The sequence below is a fragment of the Bacillus alkalicellulosilyticus genome (assembly GCF_002019795.1).
Classification (GTDB): Bacteria; Bacillota; Bacilli; order Bacillales; family Bacillaceae_F; genus Bacillus_AO; species Bacillus_AO alkalicellulosilyticum.
On record NZ_KV917381.1, the window covers coordinates 4089182 to 4112367 of the forward strand.

The following is a 23186-nucleotide window of genomic DNA, read 5'->3' on the forward strand; positions in this document are numbered from 1 at the left end:
ACGACCTCTTTTACAAAGTTTTTTTGGATTCTAAGGGAATAGCGGTACGTATGTCCGATACAATGGATAATAATAAAAATGTGTATAATAACGTCTCTTGTGTCCGCAAGAGGTTAACTAACTAAAAATCCGAGACTGCTCTCAAGTCTTATGAGTAATTCCAACAGATAGCTAGACTTCCTTCACCTAGGTGAGTGCCTAGGACTGGACCGAAGAAGCTGATTGAGATATGTGCCTTTGGATATTTTGCTTGTAATTCATCAGCAATTTCTTTTGCTTGGTCCTCACGCTTAGCTTGGACGATAGCAATCTTAAGTTCTTCATTTTGTTTTACATCTTCTTCAAGCATGGAGAAGATTTTTGCTAATGCTTTCTTTTGAGTTCGTACTTTTTCAAAAGGAACAATTTTACCATCAACTAAGTGAAGGATTGGTTTAATTTTTAATAAGCTTCCTACTAAAAGTTGCGCTGCGTTCATCCGACCACCGCGGTGTAAATGGTTTAAATCGTCAACTACAAAATACGCTTTGTTTTTACTTTTCATTTCTTCCACTTTTAAAATAATTTCCTCAACAGACTTGCCTGCCTTAGCAAGTTGAGCTGCTTCAAGAGCATAGAAAGCTAAAGGTGAACTAGCTATTTCAGAATCGATTGGGTGAATTTTAATGCCTTCAACCATTGTTGATGCTGACACAGCTGATTGAAATGTACCACTTAGTTTACTTGATAAGTGGATACAGATTACATCTTCTACTCCTTCGCTTTGTAGCTTCTCAAACAACTCTGCAAAAACTCCAACAGCAGGTTGAGAAGTAGTCGGGAGCTTATCTGATGTTTTTATTAATTCATAAAAGGCATCCGCCTTTAAATCCACGCTTTCTTGATACGATATGTCGCCAAAAATGACATTAAGTGGAACGACATGAATATCATTTTCTTTAATCTGCTCATCTGAAAGGTAAGCTGTACTATCGGTAACAACTGCAATTTTACTCATTATTCTAACCTCACTTTTTTAGACTTTTATACTATATTCTCTATCTTGAATACAGAATCCTGTTAACTTGTCTCACCTTCTTATATTCTGTCTCTTCGAATAAATAACAACGGTCTTAAATGTTTTATGACAAAAGAAAAAAGGTAAACAAAAAAATGTTTACCTTTGCTTTCATTAATTGACTTTAACCCAGCCATTTTTAATGGATTCCACAACTGCCTGTGTACGGTCATTCACACTCATTTTTTGCAAGATGTTACTTACATGGTTTTTAACTGTTTTTTCACTAATATATAATGCCTCACCAATCATACGGTTACTATGCCCATCTGTCATTAACTGAAGAACTTCACACTCACGACGAGTTAAAATGTGTAAAGGTTTGCGGTATTCCACTTCTTTAAATCCAATTTCAGCATCGTTTTCATCGTCTTCTCTAGCTAAACGACGATATTCATTAATTAAGTTATGAGTTACTTTTGGATGAATGTATGCTCCACCAGCACCAACAACTTTTACAGCTTCAATTAAGGCATCCGCATCCATTTCTTTTAATAAGTAACCCGCTGCTCCTGTTTTTAGAACGTGTGTTACATAGGTCTCATCATCATGAATAGATAAAATAAGGACTTTTACTTCAGGATATTTTTGAACTAACTCTCTAGTCGCTTCTACACCATTAATTTTTGGCATATTGATATCCATTAAGATTACGTCTGGTTGATACTGTTCTACTAGTTCAACTGCAACAGCTCCATCATCACCCTCAGCAACCACTTCGAAATCTTGCTCCATTGCAAGAATACGTTTTACTCCTTCACGAAATAATTGGTGGTCATCAATAATTACAATTCGAATCACTTGATTATCATTCATTGCCTTTCACCTCTCCATATTCAACATGTTTTTTATTTTGATAGTTTCATTGATTGTTAATCGTTCATTAATGGTACTACAATAAAAATGGTTGTTCCTACATTTAGTTTTGAAGTGATTTTCATTTCCCCTTTAAGCATATTTATTCTTTCTTTCATGCCAATTAAGCCAAATGACCCCTCTTTTTTTTCTTTCATATCAAAACCTTGTCCATCATCTTTTACTAAAATGATCACTTTTTTATCTGTTATTTCTATTTTGACTTCAACCTCAGTTGCATTCGCGTGTTTATAGGCATTTTGTAGAGCCTCTTGTACAAGGCGGAATAAAGCAACTTCTAGTTGAGGAGGAATTCTTTTCTCTTTGCCTACATTTTTGAAAGAAAGCTTCATATTTGTATGTTCGGCAAATGTTTTTATATACTTAGATAAAGTAGGAACCAGTCCTAAATCATCGAGTGCCATAGGTCGTAAATCATAGATGATCCGTCGTACTTCACCAAGAGACAGTTTTACCATTTTACGTAAATCTTTTATTTCGCTAAGTGCCTCTTGAATTCCTCTTTCATTATAAATTCGTTCAATTAATTCTGAACGAAGAAGAAGATTTGCCATCATTTGAGCTGGACCATCATGAATTTCTCGTGATAAACGCTTTCTTTCTTCTTCCTGCGCCTCTATTATCTTTAAACCAAATTTCTGTTTTTCTTTAGCATCTTCAACAATTTCTCCAAATTGTCGTAAATCTCCTGCTAGAAAATTATAGACAACCGACATTTGTCCCGATAGTGTATCAGACCGCTCAATCGTCTCTCGCAGTGCGCCTATTCGTCGCTCGATCGAATCCCTTCGTTCTCTAAGTTGTTGTTCCTCATGTCGAAGTATCGCTAATTGCACTTGAAATTCATTTGCTTGTTCATATGCAACTCGCACTTCGTCATTGGAAAATTTATCAAAGTTTTTACTTACTTCTACTAGACGATTTCGAGCTAGTCTTGCTTGTCTATCCGTTTGGTCCGATTTTTCAATGAGGTCGTTCACTTTTAATCGAACTTCACACAATTCTTTTTCAAGCATTTGAAATTCATGTCGAGATTGTTCCCCTATTTTAAAAATTTCTTCACGGCTTGCTCCCACCGTGTCAATCGTCTTTGTTATAATCTGTTCTAATACTTGTTTGTCTGCCAAAGACAATTCACCACCTTTATGCCCTTACATGGATAATATAATATATCATACCTACAACATAATTGGTTATTATAAATATATCAATCTCAAAAATTTGGCTTTTTCGATTTAATATGCTAATTTTATCACAGATTCGAGGATTTTTTTTACAAATTTATCATACTATTATAACATTAGTACTTTATTTCTATTCTTTTTTTTAAAAATATTTAATATCGGAGTGTTTTATCATGCTAACGACCTATTTTACAGTAAAAGGATATGGTGAGAACGAGATCAACATTCAAAAATCACGATTTATTTCCTATATAAATAGAGCAGAAAATGAAGCAGATGCACAAGACTTTATTGAAAAAATAAAAAAACAACATTGGAATGCTAATCATAACTGTTCTGCATATCTTATTGGAGAGAAGGATGAAATTCAAAAAGCTAATGATGATGGAGAACCAAGCGGAACAGCAGGCGTACCCATTTTAGAGGTTTTAAAGAAAAGGAAACTCAAAGATACGGTCGTTGTCATTACTCGCTATTTTGGCGGAATTAAATTAGGAGCTGGTGGATTAATTCGAGCTTACGGATCTGCTACTAGCGAGGGGTTACACGCTGTTGGCATTGTTCAAAGAAAATTAGTACAAGTGATGAAAACAAAAATCGATTATCACTGGCTCGGAAAAGTAGAGAACGCGTTGCGACAATCAACATATCCCATAAAGTCAATTCAATATTTGGAACAAGTGGAAATAGAAACTTACGTTGTTTTTGAAGAAACCGAACGTTTTATAGAATGGATGACTAACGAAACAAACGCTCAAGGAAACATTACAAAGGGACATACCGATTACTTAGAAGAATTAGTATAGTATAGCAAACCATTGACATGGAATTCGAGCAAATCATACAAAGACTACAATAATATTACAGATTACGTATTTCCCTTTACTGTATAACCTATGTCCATTAAAATAATGGAGGGGCTTACTTTTAATCTGAAAAGAGGTATTAAATTATGAAGCGAGAAGAAAAAAGAAAGCAGGACAACATTCAAAAACGAAAAAAAGTCCTGAAAATCTTAGTCATTCTAAGCCTCTTTCTATTCATTTCAGTTGGCGGTGCCGCAGCTTATGTCGTTTTCAAGTTAGAAAGTGTAGCAACAAGTTCTCAACAGGACTTGGATAGAGGGATAAAATCAGAGCTTAGAACCGAAACTGTAAACCCAAGCAAAGATAATATTTCGATTCTCTTATTAGGTGAGGACGCTCGACCTGGTGAAACACGTGCTCGTACGGATGCAATCGTAGTGGCAACGTTCAATAAGAGTGACAATTCAGTTATTCTTACAAGTATACCTCGTGATACGAGAGTCGAAATCATAGGCAGAGGAACGCTCGACAAAATTAACCATGCTCATGCCTTTGGTGGAGTCGATATGACGATCGATACAGTTGAAAATCTATTAGATATTCCGATAGATTATTTCGTTAAGCTAAACTTTGAATCTTTTATTCAAGTCGTAGATGCTCTTGGAGGCGTAGAAATTGAAGTTCCGTTTACGTTTAGAGAGAAGGATACAAGTAATCAGTGGCTTACCTTTGAAGAAGGCATTCGCCAATTAAATGGGGAAGCAGCATTAGCTTACGTTCGTATGAGAAAACACCCTCAAGGCGGCGGTGACCTTGGAAGAGGTCAAAGACAACAACAAATGCTAAAAGCCATTATCGACAAAAGCGCGTCACTTTCATCCATTACCAGGTTTGATGATGTCATTAATGCCGTTGGAGATAACCTTACTATGAATTTATCATTCGGAAACATAGTTTCATTACATTCGTACGCGAATGCATTACATGACATTGAAATGGTACAAATCGGCGGAAATGACTTGATGTTAGAAGGTATTTATTATTTTGAACCAGCCCCCGAATCCGTCGATGACATTAGACAACTGTTACGAAACCATTTACAGTTAGAAAATAAGTATGTGGTTTCACCTGAACAAGAAAAACCCATAGAGATTTCTGCACAATAACATTAACATGAGGATGAGCCCGTGGCACTCTGCTTCGGACTCTTTTTTATTTGCGCAAGCCTTCCCTAAGCGTATACATCCGTTTTATCGCATTCGTGACAGGCTTTCTTTGTCCAATTAAACCAATAAATTCAGCATACAATTCAATCATAAGAAGCATGACCACGATGAATACTAATGACGTCCATAGCGCCGTGTTGGTAAATAGGATGGCACATATTCCAAAGAAGCAACTGTACCCATAAACAATAAATACAGTTTGTCTATGACTGTAGCCCATTTCAAGCAAACAATGATGGAGATGCCCTTTATCAGGTGTTGAGATCTTTTGTTGATTAAGAATTCTTCGAATGATGGCAAAAACCGTATCGAATATGGGGACCGCTAATATAATGACAGGAATGACAAAACTAAAGAGCGTGACACTTTTGAATAACCCTAAAATTGAAATAATGGCAATGCAATAACCTAAAAATAACGCTCCTGTGTCTCCCATAAAAATCATAGCTGGATGAAAATTAAACAGAAGAAATGCTAACGTACTGCCGATAAGGATAACTGACATACCAATGACAACAGCATGATTTGCTGGGTCAATGATACCCATTATAACGATTGTCGTAAGTGCGATAATTGCGACTCCTCCTGCAAGTCCATCTAAACCATCAATTAAGTTTATTGCGTTTGTTATCGCAACGATCCATATTATTGTAATCGCATAACTAAATACTCCTAACTGAATATCACCAATATACGGAAAATGAATCGATTGAATAATTAAGCCAGATGATACTACAATGGTTGCGGCGACAAGTTGCAACACCAGCTTTATTTTTGCGTCTAGACTGTATTTATCATCGACAATCCCAGTAACAATAATAACGAGTGCCCCAGCAATAATATGTGATATATAATCACTCTGAGGAGAAAGATATATAAAACCGATTGCAGCCCCAACGATAATTGAAACCCCGCCTAATCTTGGGATTGGAGTGATATGCACATTTCGTTGGTTCGGCTTGTCCATAAATTTAAAGTGTTTTGCAAATTTGATAACAGCCGGTGTAAGCAAAAGAGAAATTGAGAATGCAATGCAAAATGCAACTATAAAATCAAGTACCATCAACCTCCACCTCCCTTTATGTTCATTATCTTTTACAGTTTTGTTACAAATTAAACCCAGGGAACCGCAATGGATCAACTTGGTTAAAGAAGTTATCAAGACGCGATGATGTCTACCTACGTTACATGCCCAACGGACAGGAGGTACCTTATTTTACGATTTATTCCGTTTTTTAGGCCGTAACGGACACCAGTGCTCTTATTTTTCCAAAAACGATGTAAATGCTAGTCAATTTATTAAAATAAGGGCCTCTGTGTCCGTACCATTTCAAAATCGATTCATTTTACGAAAATAGCGCATCGTATGTCCTTTAGCAAAAAAAAGACATTGAAAAAGTGACGTTCTAACTTCTTCAATGCCCTATCACGATTTTATTTCTTTTGGTAATATCCAACTGTTTTTTGAAGTCCCTCTCTAAAAGGAGTCTGTGGATGCAAATTAAACTGCTCCATGATTTTTTGATTGGAAAGATAACTGTATTTAATATCGCCGATTCTCTCCGCTGCATAATGAGGGTCATAATCGATTTCTAAGATTCGACAGAGCTCTCGTAACAACTGTTCGATGCTGACCTCCTCACATGTACTCACATTGTATACAGCACTACCATCAGACGATGGAGGTGCCTGCAAACAAGCGACAACGGCCCTTGCAACATCTTCCACATACACAAAGTCTCTCGTTTGTTGACCGTCGCCCTGAATCGTTGGCTGTTGCTGATTTAGTAGTTGTTCAATAAAAATTGTAATGACTCCGGCTTCCGTTGCCGCACTTTGGCGTGGACCGAATACATTAGCAAACCGTAACGCATAAACTGACATTTGGTACAAGCGACCGTATGCTTTGACATATTCTTCTCCTGAGAGTTTGGAAACGCCATACGGCGACAATGGTGAAACAGGACTGTTTTCAACAATAGGAAGGTCTGGTGTTTGTCCATATACCGCTGCGGAAGAGGCATACACAAAATGAGTTACTCCATGTTTCCTAGCTAAATCTAAAACATTTATTGTTCCGTTAATGTTAATACTAGCATCAAAATTTGGGTCCTCGACGGAAGGAGATACCTTACTTTGAGCAGCTAAATGAACGACTCCGTCTATTTCTGGATATCTTGCAAACACATCGGCAAGTTGTGAGTCTCTAATATCAAGTTGATAAAATGTTACGTTCTCGCTTGAATTGATTTGCTCTTTTTTACCAGAGCTTAGATTATCTACGATTATTACCTGTTTGCCAAACTCAACAAGCTGATCAACGACATGGGAGCCAATAAACCCTGCTCCCCCGGTTACAAGAATAGTGTCCATACTTTTTCCTTTCTTCAAAGAGCCTTATTTTATCTTTTAAAAAAAGATACAACAAGTCGTATTCTTGTTGTATCTTTCCAAGGACTGAGCCTTCGCTTGTCCTGTTTATAATATACGCTATGACTTAGATTTTCAACGTTACATCTTGATTCTGATTGTCCTTGCTTGTATTATCATCACTTTTTACCTCAGCACCCTCAGCTTTTGATTTATCAAAGATAACTAAGAATGTTTTTAGTAAAATGACAATGTCCATCCAAAACGTGTAATTACGAATGTAATACAAATCAAAACGAAGCTTGTCATCTACTTCTGTGCTGTATTTCCCCATGATTTGAGCATATCCTGTAATCCCTGGCTGAACCGTATTACGGTGACCATAATGATAAAACTCTTTGGACAATTGTTTGATAAAGAAACCACGCTCTGGTCTAGGACCGACTAATGACATATCACCTTTGATGACGTTAAAAAGCTGTGGAAGCTCATCCAATCTTGTAGCACGTAGAAATTTACCAACCTTCGTGATTCGAGCATCATTCTCTGTAGCTAATACCGGACCTGTCTTACTTTCTGCCCCTACAACCATAGAACGAAATTTATAAATGGTAAACGGCTTATTGTTCTTACCGTAGCGCTCTTGTTTATAAATGATGTTTCCTTTAGGGTCATCAAACTTTACTAAAATTGCAACTACCAATAATAGTGGAGAAATACATACCGTAATCACTGTTGACGATACAAAATCAAAGACTCTTTTTAAGACCACTTGGTCCCACGTTAGCCCAAATGGTTTCACTGACATCATTAGTGTATCGTCCATCGGTGTTACATTGGCACGCTGTAACAATAGTTCATATAAACTAGGAATGATATATACTTGCTTATTGTAATCCATCGCATGGTAAATAATTTGAGACTTCCTTGCCTTCCCAACTTTAGGGCATAGCACAACATAATCGACTACCAAAATGTGCTGACAAATTCTCTCCATTGAAGTTGTCGGCAGAATATGAGTGACCTTCGTTCCTTTTAACATTGGATGCTTTATTTTAGAAATCATTCGATTCGTATTTTCATCGTCGCCAATTACTAAAATTCGGCCCACTACATTTCTTCTCGTCAACTTTAAATATAAAATTTTCGAGATGAACATCGAACCAATCATAAAGAACATGGCAATTAAAATAACAGAACGAGGCATTGCAAATTCACGGAATAAATAAGACGCTGCCATCGTTAAGAACGACATGAAAATAACAGCAATCACAATTTTCACAAAAATATCCCATAACGTATGTTTTCTATCTAGGGCATATAACTCATATACGGAGATAAAAAACAATCCAATTAATAAGATCCATGGAATTAAGGAAATAAATGATTCCCAGTTTTTCGCAGGAATATCACTATATCTAAGCATAAATGCAGCTACATATGACCCTAAAATACAAAGTATATCAATTAATATAATAATAAACTTATAGTTTCGTAATTCACTTATATTCGGCATGCTTCATACCTCACTTTCAAATAGTAGAGTAACTTTCAAATTAGTTTTGTTACTTCACTAACGTAGTTCGACAAAATTACAATCAATAATACTATACTATAGATCTTTTATATTGAAAACAACAAGTTTATTATGGAAAACTGTGTAGCACCTTATGAACATGTATGCTTACGGCTCAATTTATTATAATTAAAAAGAAGTTTCAAAAGGTTCTTTACAAACCTTTTGAAACTCCTTTGTATTTACGAATTCACTTCTGGTCTTCCAATGGAATGGTAAATTAAATTAGCAGCTTCAGCTTCTTTTAAATCAAAACAGTTTCTTCCATCAACGATAACTGGCTTTGAAAGCAGCGAATGAACTTTGTTTAAATCTAACTCAAGAACATCTTTCCATTCTGTTAAAATAACACAAACATCCGCATTAGTTAATGTTTCATAAACGTCTGTATGGTAGCTAATTGCGTCACCGAAATGAAGACGAGCAGCCTCTTTCGCAATTGGATCAAAGGCTTGTATTTTTGCCCCTTCTTTCAATAGTGCAGGGATTATTTCTAGCGAAGGTGCATCCCTCATATCATCAGTGTTTGGTTTAAACGCAAGACCTAATACAGCAATCGTTTTCCCTTTTAATTCACTAATGATATCTTTGAGCTTTGTAACGACTTTCATTTTTTGGTACTCGTTCGTATTTATAACAGCCTTCATCATTTTAAAATCATAATCAACTTGTTCAGCAATATGAATAAGGGCACGCGTATCTTTCGGGAAACACGAACCGCCATAACCGATACCTGCTTGGAGGAATTTCGCTCCAATTCTTGAGTCTAACCCCATGCCTTCAGCAACCTTAGTCACATCTGCACCGACACGCTCACAAATATTAGCAATATCATTAATAAAAGAAATCTTTGTTGCTAAAAATGCATTTGCTGCATACTTAATCATTTCTGCACTTTCCAAATTGGTTGAAATGATGGTTGTATTAAATGGTTCGTGGATTTCTTTAATAATGTTAGCTGCCTTATCACTAGTTGCACCAATAACAGCTCTCTCCATGTTCATAGTATCTTCAAGAGCTGAACCTTCACGTAAAAACTCTGGATTAGATACCACATCGAACTCAACATTTCCAGTTGAATGCTCTTTAATAATACTTTGAACTAATTTCCCTGTCCCAACTGGAACCGTACTTTTATTAACAATGACCTTATATCCATTTAAATTTTCACCAATGGTTTTTGCGACGTTTTTAACAAAAGTTAAGTCAGCTTCTCCTGATTCAGCCATTGGAGTTCCTACACCAATGTAAACAATTTCTGCATCTCTAATAGCACTTGGAATATCTGTTGTAAACGTTAACCTCTCTTCTTTAATATTGCGTTTAACAACCTCTTCTAAACCAGGCTCATATATCGGAATGATACCTTCATTTAACCTTTGAATTTTACCTTCATCAATATCACAGCAAGTGACCTGATTCCCAATTTCGGCAAAACATGTTCCTGATACTAATCCAACATATCCTGTTCCCATTACAGCTATTCTCTTCATCGTTAAACTCCTATCTTATTCATACTTACTAGCTTTTCATATGCCTCTTTTATATATTGTGCAACATCATCAGACAGATCATCACGTTGTAGGGCAAAATCCATAGTGGCTTTAATAAAACCTAATTTATCACCAACATCATACCTTTTCCCATCAAAGTTATACCCTAAAACCGCTTGACTTTCATTCAGGACCTTAATGGCATCCGTTAATTGAATTTCGTTTCCTGCTCCTGGAGGTAAATTCTCCAATATATCAAAAATCTCAGGTCTTAGAACGTAACGCCCCATGATAGCATAGTTAGAAGGAGCCTCTTCTATAGATGGCTTTTCTACAAAAGTTTCAGCCTGAATAACATTCTCTTCTATATTTGAGCCTCTTGGCCCAATGACTCCATACTTAGATACATCCTCTGGCGCAACTTCTTGGACACCGATAACTGATGAATGATACCGGTCATATACATCTATTAACTGTTTTAAACATGGTTTATCAGCTTGAACAATATCGTCACCGAGCAATACAGCAAAAGGTTCATTTCCAATAAACTTTCGAGCACACCAAATCGCATGCCCTAAACCATTTGCTTCTTTTTGTCGAATATAGTGTATGTTTGTCATACTTGAAATGGCTTGTACTTCTTCAAGTAATTTGGTTTTATTTTTCTTTTCCAGTGTTTCTTCTAACTCATAAGATTTATCAAAATGGTCTTCAATTGCTCTCTTTCCTCTTCCTGTTACAACGATAATATCCTCTATACCAGAAGCTATAGCTTCCTCTATAATATATTGAATTGTTGGTTTATCGACTATTGGCAACATTTCTTTAGGTTGTGCTTTCGTTGCTGGAAGAAATCTAGTTCCTAAACCTGCAGCAGGGATAATAGCTTTTTTCACTTGCATTTTTTTACTTCCTTTCTGTTAAGAAGTTAATAACCCTAACACAATTGACAATCTTGATTATAATACTTGTCGAGAATAATATCTATCCCCCATTTTATCAATAATATATTGTCAAAACAAACCGATATTTTAGTCATTATGGTGAAATCTCACAAAGAAAAAGCCTAAGTTCAATATATTGAACTTAGGCACTAACTTTTTCAGACAAATTTACATTAGCGATAAACTGGAATATCAAAATGCAATACTGGGTTATCTAACTGATTGTAAAGGTTTTTAATTGTGCTAATTTGTTTGGTTGCCCATTCCATATCAGTTGCATATTGTGGCCAACCAGGACTTGCAGGATTCCAACGCATTTTGTATAACGTATTTTGGTTAAACCTATTATGAATATAACTTTGACCAATAAATCTTGCTCCTCCGATAATAGCTGCATCAGGTGTAAACCACCCTTGGTTATAAGCATAAAATGCTCCTGCCCGATGTGCATCACCATCAACTGCACCAATACCATACATATTGTGAGTAGTTCTGATGTTTGTTAAACGACTTCTATTAGAAGAAGTAACCAATTCAAGGTTACCACTCGAGTTTCTACCAACCTCAACTCCAGTTGCAAGTTGTTCTCGTCCATGACCGGTTTCTAATAAAGCATGAGCAATAAGATATATTTCATTTACTGAATGATCTCTTGCAGCATTAATAAAGGCTTGACCTCTCCCATGTAAAACACCTTTATTGTTTAAAACCTTATTTAATTCACTTGCAGGAACTCCAACACTTGTAGATAAGTTCAGGTGTTGAAATTTATCATTACGATTCGGGTCAAGGAAAGGAATAACATCGGACTCTTTTGCATTTCTCCATGTACGGAAGTTAATCTCATACCATACATTACTTCCACTAACCGTTGCTCCTGTAACTTGTCTATTCACGGAAACTGTTGAATTAGCAGAAAGTGTTCCAAAGTTGTGACTGTTTGTATTTGCTGATTCTCTAACATTACCAGAACTTCTCATAACAGCAGCTGTAGATGTAGATACTAAAGAACTATGAACATATAGTGTCTGATTATCATATCTAATCTCAAACCAAACCGTGCTTCCACTTACACTATTCCCTGTAACTTGTCTTTGGATAACAACAACTGTCCCTCTTGGTACAGACGTAGCAATTGTCGAACTAGTTGTACTATCAGGAGCTGTCCGCAGATTTGTAGTAGTTCCTGTAGTTGTAGAGCGCTCTGTAATATTAACTAACGAGCTATGAACAAACCCTGGTGCTAAGCGGTATTTATCCGTCTGAGGTGGAGGGTTTAATCCCATTTGAATTTCTAGTGCACGATTAAATGTTGTACTAGCTTGGGTATAAGTGATTATTGTTCGGTCTAGTGTTTTACCTGCTTCGGCCAACAATAATTTACTTCTAGCTTCGTCTTTTATATTATTGCTTACTCCCTTGGTTTCAATAATAAAGACATATCTTCCGATTGCAACATCAAAATTTCCACTTTGATGTTGGTCACTTGCCCACTTTAGCAACGATTGCGCACTAGCATTCATACCTTCAATAAAACGATTGTCACTCGGATAAAAATGATGACCCTCTGCAAATAATGATAACCTTGCAGAAGAAGTCGATTGACTGTTTGCTAAATTAAGAATAACAAGGGCAGTTCTTTTTCCAATTTTAGCGTCAGTTAATCTGCTTTGTACATCATTCCTAAGGTTACGATTTAGTACCGGAGCGCTTAAGATGAATTCATATCTTCCGATCGCTGTTTCAAAATTACCAGCGTCATGTTGTGAACTTGCCCATTTAAATAAAGAGTCTGCACTGTTATTAATACCATCTTCAAAGCGTTTATCATTTGGATATAAGCCATATCCTTCAATAAACATCGTTAATCTCTCAGAAGATGTTGGTTGGCTATTAGCTAAATCAACTAATTGTTTAGCTGTTTGAACTTTATTGCCTTCCAATGCAAACTGTAGCTTTACCTCTGTTTCGTTTCTTAGAGTGCTATGAAGTGCAGGTGCAGATAAAATAAATTCATACCGACCAATCGCCACTTCAAATCGCTCAAGTTGATGCTGTGAAGATGCCCAGTTTAGTAATGAGCGCGCACTGTCGTTTATCCCATTAGCAAACCGTTTATCATTTGGATACAAGCGATGTCCTTCTATAAATAGGGTTAACCTCTCGGTAGAAGTAGCTTGGTTTCTAGCGATTAGTAATAATCCATCAGGAGAATTTTTAGCCTGATTTGCAGAAGCTAACTTAACTTCAGTCTCTTGACGAATATTTCGGTTTAAAATTGGCGAAGATAAAATATATTCGTAGCGACCGATTGCTACATCAAAGCGACCTGCGTTTTGTTGAGATGTTGCCCAATTTAATAAAGACCTTGCAGTAGAGTTGATACCATCTTCAAAACGTTTATCTCCTGGATATAAGCTATATCCATCCATGAATAGGCCCAACCTTCCAGAGGAAGTTGTCTCTCTACTCGCTTGGTCTAAAAGTCGACTAATTGATGGGATTAACTTCGCTTCTTGGGCATATTTAAGCTTAACTTCAGATTCCCACTTAATATGATTATCCAAAACGGGAGAAGATAAGATAAACTCATAGCGACCAATTGCCACTTCAAAACGAGAATTCTGATGTTGAGAACTTGACCAATTTAACAATGACCTAGCACTGCTATTTATTCCCGTAACAAACCTTCTATCAGATGGAAATAGGTGATATCCTTCAATATATGCTTCCAATCTTTCTGATGAAGTTGGTTTTGATGCAGCTTCTTGAAGAATCAGGTCAGCATTCTGACTTTCACCGTTCACTGGTTTTGAATCTCCGGTAGTTATCTCTAACTTAGCTTCAGCAAGCCTTCGCTCAGTCGTAAGACGTATATTTCCCGCTAGAGTAGGAGAAGACAATATAAATTCATACCGACCAATTGCTATGTCAAAACGCCCATTGTCATGCTGGTCGCTTGCCCATCTTAATAAAGAATGTGCACTAGAGTTAATACCTTCTTCGAATCTTTTATCAGTAGGATATAAGAAAAAACCATCTATGAACAATGATAACCTTGCTGACGATGATGATTGACTATTTGCTTCATTAACCAATCTAGAAGCTGAAGGTATTGTCCTTTCATCTTCGGCAAACTTAAGCTTCACTTCAGTTTCTTTTCTAATGGCTTCATCTAATTCAGAAGGAGACGTTAATATAAATTCATACCGACCAATAGCAACATCAAAATGACCATTTTGATGTTGGCTTGTCGCCCATCTTAATAACGAATTTGCACTTGAATTCATACCTGAAATAAATCTGTTGTCAGAAGGATAAAGTTGAAACCCTTGAATATAAGCTTCTAATCGTTCTGTAGAAGTATTCTTAGAAGAGGCAAATTCTAACCACTCACCAGCAGTTTGCGGTTCAACACTTAATTCTTCTACATCGAAACTTTCAACTTCAAACATTTCTGCATTAACATCTTCATCAGGTTCTTCTACACTTACTTCAGCACTCGATTCATGTTCCACCGGCACTTCATCTTGCTCAAGCTCCAATACCTCTTCTAATTCGTAATTATCTACGTCTAAGGTCTCGGGTGGAACGGCATAAATCAAATGGGGATATGACAAAGTAGAAAACGCCATCGTCAAAACTATTAACTTTTTCATAAGACTAAACTATCAATCCCTCCTCTTAAAATAGTAACCTTTCATCATTTATAATAGATGATATAGTAGCTTATGTAAATGGTGAATTCTACATTAAACGCCAATTTTCTTGTTTTCATTTAGTTTTCTACGCAAAAAAACCACTTCTAGATAACTTTATCAAGCTACTAGAAATAGTTTCTCGGATTACCTATTATTTCTATTTTGATATGCTTCTACGGCAACAAGTAAACCAACTGTATCATTTTGTCGCCAAACACGGTCCCAGTTTGATACAGGTACTGGTCTTGGTCCTACAAATGGAGAAATTTCAGGTGTAATACCCGGTTTTTTGTGAAATAATACAAACCAATCTGAAAATCCACCACCACTTGTACTACGTGTAAGATCTATGATTGGGTACCCTGTTTTTCTAGATACCAATAATGCCACATGACCTGGTTGTCTTGAGTAAATAACCTCACCAGAAGAATGATAAGATACTGCTGTTTTAAAGTCTCTACTTAATACAAAATTATATACAGCAATTACCTCAGGTTCGCTTAGAGGCTTGGGTCCTTTATAATGACTTGGACTTGGTCTCCCTGGGTTGTCCGTAATCGTATTCCATAAAGCCGGAAACTGTCGGTTAAGATCTACCCCTCTTGCATTAGCTTTCCAACCTGAAAAATTACGGCTTCCTCCATTTATTCTTATTGCTTCTTGAGCTAGTTTGGAACTTAATGCTTGAGGTCCTTGTTGAACTAATGTTACCCCATCTGGATTCCACATCGGTACAAACCAAATACTTGTCTGGTCGAGTACTTTTCTTACATCATAACCATTAAATGAATTTGCGGTACTATAAGCAAATGCATATTCATCCATCATTTTCATGACTACATTTGTTGTCATATGCTCCCGAGCATGATTGGAAGCATTAAAGAACACTTCAGTTTCACCATGGCCTAATTTTACAGCATAGATATTTCTATTATCTAGAGACTTACCGATTACCCGGGTTTCTACTAAATAAGGATACATTGCTTGTAAACTTTGAATATCTTTTCTCATCTGTTCATAGCTATAGTTTTGAACTTTTGCATTGACAACTTTTTTTGCATTATCTGTTCTAATTCCATTTTTAGCTTGCTGTAACCTATGATTAGCTAAACTCTGTACACCCCGTGGCACTCCTTGAGTTTGAGCAATAAATAGGTACCTATCAACGGCTCTATCAAACTCCCCTAATCGCTGGCGAGATTCAGTCCATTTTAACAAACTGCGTGCACTATCAGCAATCCCTTCGAGAAAGCTCTCATCACCTGGATATAATAGATAACCATCTCCATATAACTCTAATCTAGCTGATGATGTTGTTTCATTACTTGCTCTTTGTAGTAATTGAGAGGCTGTTGGAATTTTCTTACCTTCTTCTGCGTAACTAAGCTTAATTCGTGTTTCCCTCTCAATTTCTTTACGTAAACGAGGAGATTGTAGTATTACTTGATACCTACCAATTGCTGTATCATAACGCTCTAAATTATGCTGTTGGCTTGCCCATCTTAATAGAGAGCTTGCACTTGAGTTAATCCCTTCTATAAAACGACGATCTGAAGGATACAAAGTATAGGCTTCGACGTATAGTAATAATCTACCCGAAGATGTTACTTCATTTGCAGCTAAAGTATTAAATTGATTAGCAGTCGGAATCCTTTTGCCTGAACCAGCATATTTTAATCTGATTTCAACTTCTTCTTTTACTTCCTTTTCTAATACAGGGGATGATAGAATGAACTCATAACGCCCGATTGCCACATCATAACGACCATCTGCATGTTGTCTAACTGTCCAGTTAAGCAACGACCGAATATTCGTAAGTATTCCTTGTTCGAATCTTTTATCATCTGGGTACATATGGTAGCCTTCAATTAATAATTCCAATCTTGCAGATGAAGCAGATTGACTCATAGCAATATCATATAATAAATCTGGCGGGTACTTTTCTTTTTTTGCATAGTTTAAATTCCGCTCTGTTTCCTGTCTAAGACTTCTCCATACTGATGGCGCCGCCAATATAAACTCATAACGACCAATTGCTACCTCAAAACGACCATCAATATGTTGTTGACTAGCCCAATTTAACAAAGACCGAACATTTGAGTTAATTCCATTAACAAACCGACTATCATTCGAGTACAGTAGGTGACCTTCGATATACATGGCTAACCTAGCTGAAGAGGTTGTTTCATTCCTAGCCATTGTATTTAATTGGTTTGCTGTAGGGATAAGTTTGTTTTCAAGTGCATATTTTAATCTTGTATCAACTTCTATTCTTATTCCTTCTTCTAATACGGGTGATGAGAGAATATATTCATATCTACCTACAGCTACTTCAAATTTACTATCACCATGTTGTCTTATCGTCCAGTTTAATAATGAACGGACATTCGTATGAATTCCTTGTTCAAATCGTTTATCTTGTGGAAACATTTGATAACCTTCAAATAATAATTCCAATCTTGCTGAAGATGTAGACTGGCTCATAGCTGCTTCATACAAGAGTTCAGGTGGATATTTGCCTTCTTCTGCATATCTTAATCTATTAATTGTTTCTTCTCTTATGTTTGTCACAACTGAAGGAGCTTCTAATATAAACTCATAACGTCCGATTGCTACATCAAATCGTCCATTCACATGTTGTTGACTTGCCCAATTCAAAAGTGAGCGTGCATTCGAATTAATCCCATTTACGAAACGATTGTCAGTCGGATAAATAATATGGCCTTCAATATAAAAAGATAATCTAGCTGAAGATGTACCTTCATTACGTGCTAATATATTCATCCGATCAGCTGTAGGCACTTGTTTCAATTGCTTAGCAAATTTCAGCCTAACTTCAGTTTCTAATCGCAAATGGTCTTCTAACTGTGGGGCCTCTAAAATATATTCATACCGACCAATTGCTGTATCAAATCGACCATCTTGGTGCTGTTGTCTGGCCCATCTTAATAAAGATATGACACTATCATTAATTCCTATGACAAACCGATTATCAGAAGGAAAAAGTTGATAACCTTTTATATACTCTCGTATTCTATCAGAGGATGAATGCTGAGATGCAGCAAATGCCAAAAGCTCTTCCGCTGTTGGTGCTTCCAAAATCTCAACATTTTTACTTTCCAATAGGTCAACCTCTTCTGCTTTTATGTCAGCTACTGGTTCTATATCAACTTCTACCTCGTCACTACTAACACCATTACTTGTAGAAGACTCAATTATTGCTTCTGATTCTATTAAACCTTCCGCAAGTACTACGTTAGGACCTATAAAAAGTTGTAGAGCTAACAATATTATCACTATTTTTTTCATAGTTTCCCCCTTTCTCTATCTCAAAATATTATACTCCTTAAAAACGTAAAATAATAGAATTGATATTTTGAAAAAAATTATGATTTAGTATGAGTACTAAAGTAGTTTAATTAAAAAAGGAGACCTAAAATTAATAATTAAGTCTCAACCATAAAAAAAAGCCACCTCCAGCTACTCTTAGTACTGTAAGATGGTCTTATTTGGCTAGTTATTGTTCCTCTTATTTCTTAACCACTTTTCTTTTGACAAAACTTAACACTTTCCTTAATCCAGAAGTATATCTCCATATCCTGCTTTGTTCAATCTTGATAAATTTATTTTTATATCGATTTCTCTCTTGTTTTACCTCGGCATACTTCTCTTTTAAGTCTTTATAAAGTTGTTGTAGTTTAACGACTTCTTTTTCTGTATCCTTTAGTTGCATTGATGCTTCTTTATATTTGTCTTTTTCATTCAGATAATCTTTTTTAACACTCAATAATTCATTTTCGACTCGAAGTAATTCTTTATTTTTTTCTTCTGTAATGACATCAACACCTTGGTAGTAAAATTTAGTATCAAGTACGTTTCTCATATTGTCATGAAGGTCACTACGCAATTGATTACATTCATTCTCAATTACCCTTATTTTCTCTGATAATTGTTGTATTAATACATCTTTTTCAGTCAAGTCACTATTTTGAGCATTATTTTCTATTGATTTTATAGCCTCTAGACTAGTTGCTCTATCATTATCCTCTAACAACTTTACTTTGTTTTCTAAGAGGATATTCTCATTTCTTAATCTTGTAATACTTTGTTTACTTAGGGCTAATTGTGATAATGCATAGCTTCTTTCCTGTAATTCATTTGCTTTGATGGTGTCAGTAAACCAATCAAACGCATTATTAAAGCTTCTGCCCTCTTCAGATGAATAATCTGCTAAATTAATTTCACCATGTTTATTAGCAGTGCTTAAACCCGCTAATGCAATTAACGTAAAAGCCACATAATCATAAGGCTTTGCTCTTTTAATTTCATGATATAGATTTCCAGCCTTACCTATTTGATTATCAATTCTAGGGAGTACGACTTCACGAACTATCTTCTCAGCTAATTCATTTTCACCAGTAAAACGAGCATAAACAATTTGTTGTAGGTCTGTCCAAAAACCAATATTATTGGTAGCTTTTCTAGCTTTCTTTCCTTGCTCACTTGTTTCTATCCAATGTAATAATTTATGAAACCAGGCCACACATTGTTGATACTCATTTAATTCTATTTCTTTCATAAATGACAGCAATTGTAAGGCTTCACATATGTAAATAAGTCTCCGGGATTCGATTAGCCCTTGATATCTTGGTTTGTCATTTCCAGGTATCATTTGTCCAAATTGAAAGTGAGGTGTTTGAGCAGTGGTCGGTTCAATAATCCAAGTTCGAATTAAACTAGTTGCTTTTTGAGCGTATTTTTTCTCTCCTGTAACAAATGCTGTAAAAGCTAATAAAAATGCAGCCTCACTAAATAATTCTAATCGACTTAAATCACTATCATTTGAATAGCATTCTGGATTAACCTCACCGTCTTTTCTTACATAAGGCAACCCAGTTGGAGTTTCTAGATTTGGCCACCAATATTTAGCAAACGAACAATAATCGTTTGTACCTACCTGCTCCATCCTATTTATTTTTTGTATAACACTAGGATTTTCGATTTCCAAAAATTGTTCTGCTTGATCCCGTAATCCTTCTACACTCCATAAAATGGTCGACTCTTCTCTTCGGACTAACTCTTTAATTACTAAGAGATGTTCACCCTTTAGAAAAAAAGTGTTCGGAATACTTTCATTCTCATCTACCACTATGTCTTCTGGTATCCATAACTTACCCAATGGAAATCCTAACAAAATATCTACAGATAGTACGTTTTCAAGTTTAAGCAAAGCGACATGTCACCTCCCTTTTTTTTCTTGTACAACCACTTAATTACTCAATATATTCGTTTACCCTTGAATTATGCTTTGTATATCCAAAGTGTTTTTCTACATAATTATGAGCTCTATTCACTTGTTCTTCATAGATGTTATCATCATTCATTAGGTTATCTATGATTCCTCTTACCTCGTTTGGTTCAGCATAAATGGCTGCTTCTCCAAATAACTCTTGATAATGTGGAGGAATAATAACTGGTACACCCACCGCCATAGCTTCAATGATTACTCGACCAAATGCTTCAACCAAGTCAGGATGTGTATAGTAAACAAATACATCTAAACCTGCTAAAAATTCCTTAGGGTCCATTTCTCCAAATTCTAACACGTTCCAATTCGAAGGAAGGCCACCCATTACATCAATAGGGGCTTCTGCACCACCCAGTACATGAATTTCGTAATCGCCTTTATCAGGGTAAATTGAAATCAATTGATTTTTGTCAGCAGGCCATTTTGCATGGTCACCCCGTGAATGTCTTCCTATTCTTACACGACTTCCACGATTTGGTCGTGTGGACCGTTTCCATTCCTCGACATCTATAATGTTTGACCAATCGTGATCTGCCAATTCAATATACTTCAATTCATCGGAGTGGTGGTCATGAAGTGCTCCCCTAACTAATGGTCCAATTGGATACCACGTCGCTTGTTTTCCGAAATATGTTACTAAATTTTGATTTGTATTCTTTAAATCGTAGACAAATTTAGGGTCTGTACCATACTCTCTCATCGGAGTTTGATTTATAATGACACATATATTTTTGGCATCAACATCAGGTAAATACTTTTGCCAGTTTTGCAATATTGGTGGATGGCGTAAAATAAGCAAATCACAAGATACCTTCTCACCGTAAACTAAAAGCTGTACTTGTTCACCATCAACTAAATCTCGTATTTTTGGATTAATCTCTTTTCTATTGCTATCATACCGATACATTTGAATTAAACCTGTGCGAATTCCCATTCGTTTTTGTGATTTAATTTCTTCCATATTTGATGTTGTTGTTCCACCTGGTAATCTAAAATCTGAAGCTAAAATCACATCAAAATGTCTTCGCTTGTTTTCCGTTTTTTCCCGAACAGGCCACATCGGCTCTGGAACTGGGAAAGGTCTACCTTGCTGTGGAAATGGAAACTTCAAATTAGTTTCACGACTATGATAAGCTTGTAATGCCTCAAGATACTCTTTTCTAGCCCCTACATTATGTCCTGGAAACCCAAAGTAACTATTCGACGTTAAAGAAGAATCTGATTTTCTCTGGAATGAGAGTGGACCTGTCTTTAAATCAACAACTGCCTCTTTTCCAAACACTTTCTTAATTCGTCTAATATATTCGGAATCAGCTGCAAAGCGAACACAATCCCAAAACCCGATACTATCCATTACCGGAACACGACGAAACATAAAAGAAGACACATTTTTAAATATATAATATCCAGGCTCCATTCTTCGTGAAAATTTCAAGTCACTTGTAGCTCTAGCTTGTTGCGATGTATTTCCAATTAAAGCTGGATTATTAATTAAATGGGTCACTTGCTTCTCGATTTTTTCTGGGTGAGACCAATCATCGGCATCATTTATTGTTACAAATTCACCAGTTGCTTCCCTTAGAGCTAGATTCCTTGCTATATAAGGACCGCCATTTTTCTCTGCTCGTAATAACTTAACTCGCGAGTCTTTGTTTGCATATCCCTCTATTACCGAAACAGTATTATCTGTACTACAATCATCGACGACAAAGATTTCAAGGTTATCCCACGTTTGTGTGAGCATTGCATCAATGGCAGTACCAATTAATTCTTCCGCATTATATGCAGGTATAATAACTGAAACTTTCGGTGTCATTTCATTTACTTTGTTTGAAAACGCGGGAGGAGCAGACAACTGATCATAGGCCGTTTTAGATGAGTTCTCATGTAATGAAACTTGAGATAACCCATTTACTGAAAAGGCTGTATTAATCCAATTTAAACGTTTTTCTACGGTCTCTTCTAAATTAGCTGAAGCTAGAAGTAAGTTTGTATCGTTACCGTATTTTTCAATGGCTTCCTTAACAATCTGCCTTGCCTTTGCAAGTTCCCCTAATCTTTCTAAACATTCTACCTCGATAACAATGACTTGTTTTTGAAAGGTTTCATCGTTCCTACCCTCGGTCGCTACTTTTAAAAATTCTAACGATTTACGCGGACCATCTTGACCCTCTTGGTTTATGTGCCATATGGCTAATTCCCAAGCAGCTAGACTTTTCATATATATATTATCGTTTTGTTCATATAATGTAGTTATGTCAGCTAGTCCTCTATCAGTAAAACCATAATTATAAAGTCTTGTTCTATACCGTTTAATTAACTTTTCAGCACGCTTTTTATTGGTTTGAGTTTTGTTTACGGTATTCATTGTTTTCTTTACTGTTTCCGTCCCTTTTTTCCCAAGAACCGACTTTACGATTTTCTTTACATTTGGTTTTCGATTGCGAAATATATTTGAGTAACGCCAAATTCTACTCTTTTGAATTTCTTTGTACTTCTTTTCAATTCGATTCTTATCCTGTATTGTCTTTTCATAGCTTTCTTTCAACTCTGCGATTTCGACTTCTTGCTCTTTTATTTTTTCCTTAAGAACGTCTGTTGAAAATTCATTATTATTTTCCATACATGATTACCCCTCTAAAAAT

General features: G+C 36.0%; 14 protein-coding genes. 2 read left to right on the plus strand and 12 right to left on the minus strand.

Annotation, left to right across the window (positions count from 1 at the left end):
• Window positions 1–148: 148 nt before the first annotated feature.
• The 3 genes from BK585_RS20545 to BK585_RS20555 form a co-directional block, all read right to left on the minus strand.
• Window positions 149–997: a DegV family protein gene (locus BK585_RS20545; protein ID WP_078555834.1), complete on the minus strand. Its 849-nt coding sequence runs from the start codon at window positions 995–997 to the stop codon at window positions 149–151.
• A 174-nt stretch (window positions 998–1171) separates the two neighbouring features.
• A complete protein-coding gene (locus BK585_RS20550; RefSeq protein WP_078555836.1) occupies window positions 1172–1873 on the minus strand; it encodes a response regulator in 702 nt (233 codons plus the stop codon).
• Between the two features lie 56 nt (window positions 1874–1929).
• Entirely contained in the window at window positions 1930–3060 is a 1131-nt protein-coding gene (locus BK585_RS20555; RefSeq protein ID WP_078555838.1) for a sensor histidine kinase, read from the minus strand.
• Window positions 3061–3290: 230 nt separating this feature from the next.
• On the opposite strand from BK585_RS20555, the gene BK585_RS20560 reads away from it, so the two are divergent.
• Window positions 3291–3923 (plus strand): YigZ family protein, encoded by a 633-nt coding sequence (locus tag BK585_RS20560; RefSeq protein ID WP_078555840.1) that lies wholly within the window; start codon window positions 3291–3293, stop codon window positions 3921–3923.
• A gap of 146 nt (window positions 3924–4069) precedes the next feature.
• On the plus strand, window positions 4070–5089 hold the full coding sequence (locus BK585_RS20565; protein ID WP_078555842.1) for an LCP family glycopolymer transferase: 1020 nt from the start codon (window positions 4070–4072) through the stop codon (window positions 5087–5089).
• A 46-nt stretch (window positions 5090–5135) separates the two neighbouring features.
• Here the strand turns inward: BK585_RS20565 and BK585_RS20570 are convergent, their stop codons facing one another.
• The 9 genes from BK585_RS20570 to BK585_RS20610 all read right to left on the minus strand — a co-directional run bounded on the left by BK585_RS20570 (window position 5136) and on the right by BK585_RS20610 (window position 23164).
• Complete coding sequence (locus BK585_RS20570) at window positions 5136–6212, minus strand: glycosyltransferase family 4 protein (RefSeq protein WP_078555844.1); 1077 nt, start codon at window positions 6210–6212, stop codon at window positions 5136–5138.
• A gap of 371 nt (window positions 6213–6583) precedes the next feature.
• Window positions 6584–7522 carry an SDR family NAD(P)-dependent oxidoreductase gene (locus BK585_RS20575; protein WP_078555845.1) on the minus strand — a complete coding sequence of 313 codons (939 nt, stop codon included), beginning with the start codon at window positions 7520–7522 and terminating at the stop codon, window positions 6584–6586.
• Between the two features lie 124 nt (window positions 7523–7646).
• The gene (locus BK585_RS20580) at window positions 7647–9035 is read right to left on the minus strand and encodes a sugar transferase (RefSeq protein ID WP_078555847.1); all 1389 of its coding nucleotides are present in this window, start codon (window positions 9033–9035) and stop codon (window positions 7647–7649) included.
• A gap of 242 nt (window positions 9036–9277) precedes the next feature.
• Window positions 9278–10588, minus strand: coding sequence for a UDP-glucose 6-dehydrogenase TuaD (tuaD, locus tag BK585_RS20585; RefSeq protein ID WP_078555849.1), 1311 nt, complete (start codon window positions 10586–10588; stop codon window positions 9278–9280).
• A gap of 2 nt (window positions 10589–10590) precedes the next feature.
• Entirely contained in the window at window positions 10591–11490 is a 900-nt protein-coding gene (gene galU, locus BK585_RS20590) for a UTP--glucose-1-phosphate uridylyltransferase GalU (protein ID WP_078555851.1), read from the minus strand.
• 215 nt (window positions 11491–11705) lie between these two features.
• A complete protein-coding gene (locus BK585_RS20595) occupies window positions 11706–15191 on the minus strand; it encodes an N-acetylglucosaminidase (protein WP_078555853.1) in 3486 nt (1161 codons plus the stop codon).
• Window positions 15192–15377: 186 nt separating this feature from the next.
• On the minus strand, window positions 15378–18542 hold the full coding sequence (locus BK585_RS20600) for a M14 family metallopeptidase (RefSeq protein WP_078555855.1): 3165 nt from the start codon (window positions 18540–18542) through the stop codon (window positions 15378–15380).
• A 220-nt stretch (window positions 18543–18762) separates the two neighbouring features.
• Window positions 18763–20463 (minus strand): alginate lyase family protein, encoded by a 1701-nt coding sequence (locus BK585_RS20605; RefSeq protein ID WP_078555857.1) that lies wholly within the window; start codon window positions 20461–20463, stop codon window positions 18763–18765.
• A gap of 43 nt (window positions 20464–20506) precedes the next feature.
• Window positions 20507–23164, minus strand: coding sequence for a glycosyltransferase (locus BK585_RS20610; protein WP_078555859.1), 2658 nt, complete (start codon window positions 23162–23164; stop codon window positions 20507–20509).
• Between the last annotated feature and the right edge of the window lie 22 nt (window positions 23165–23186).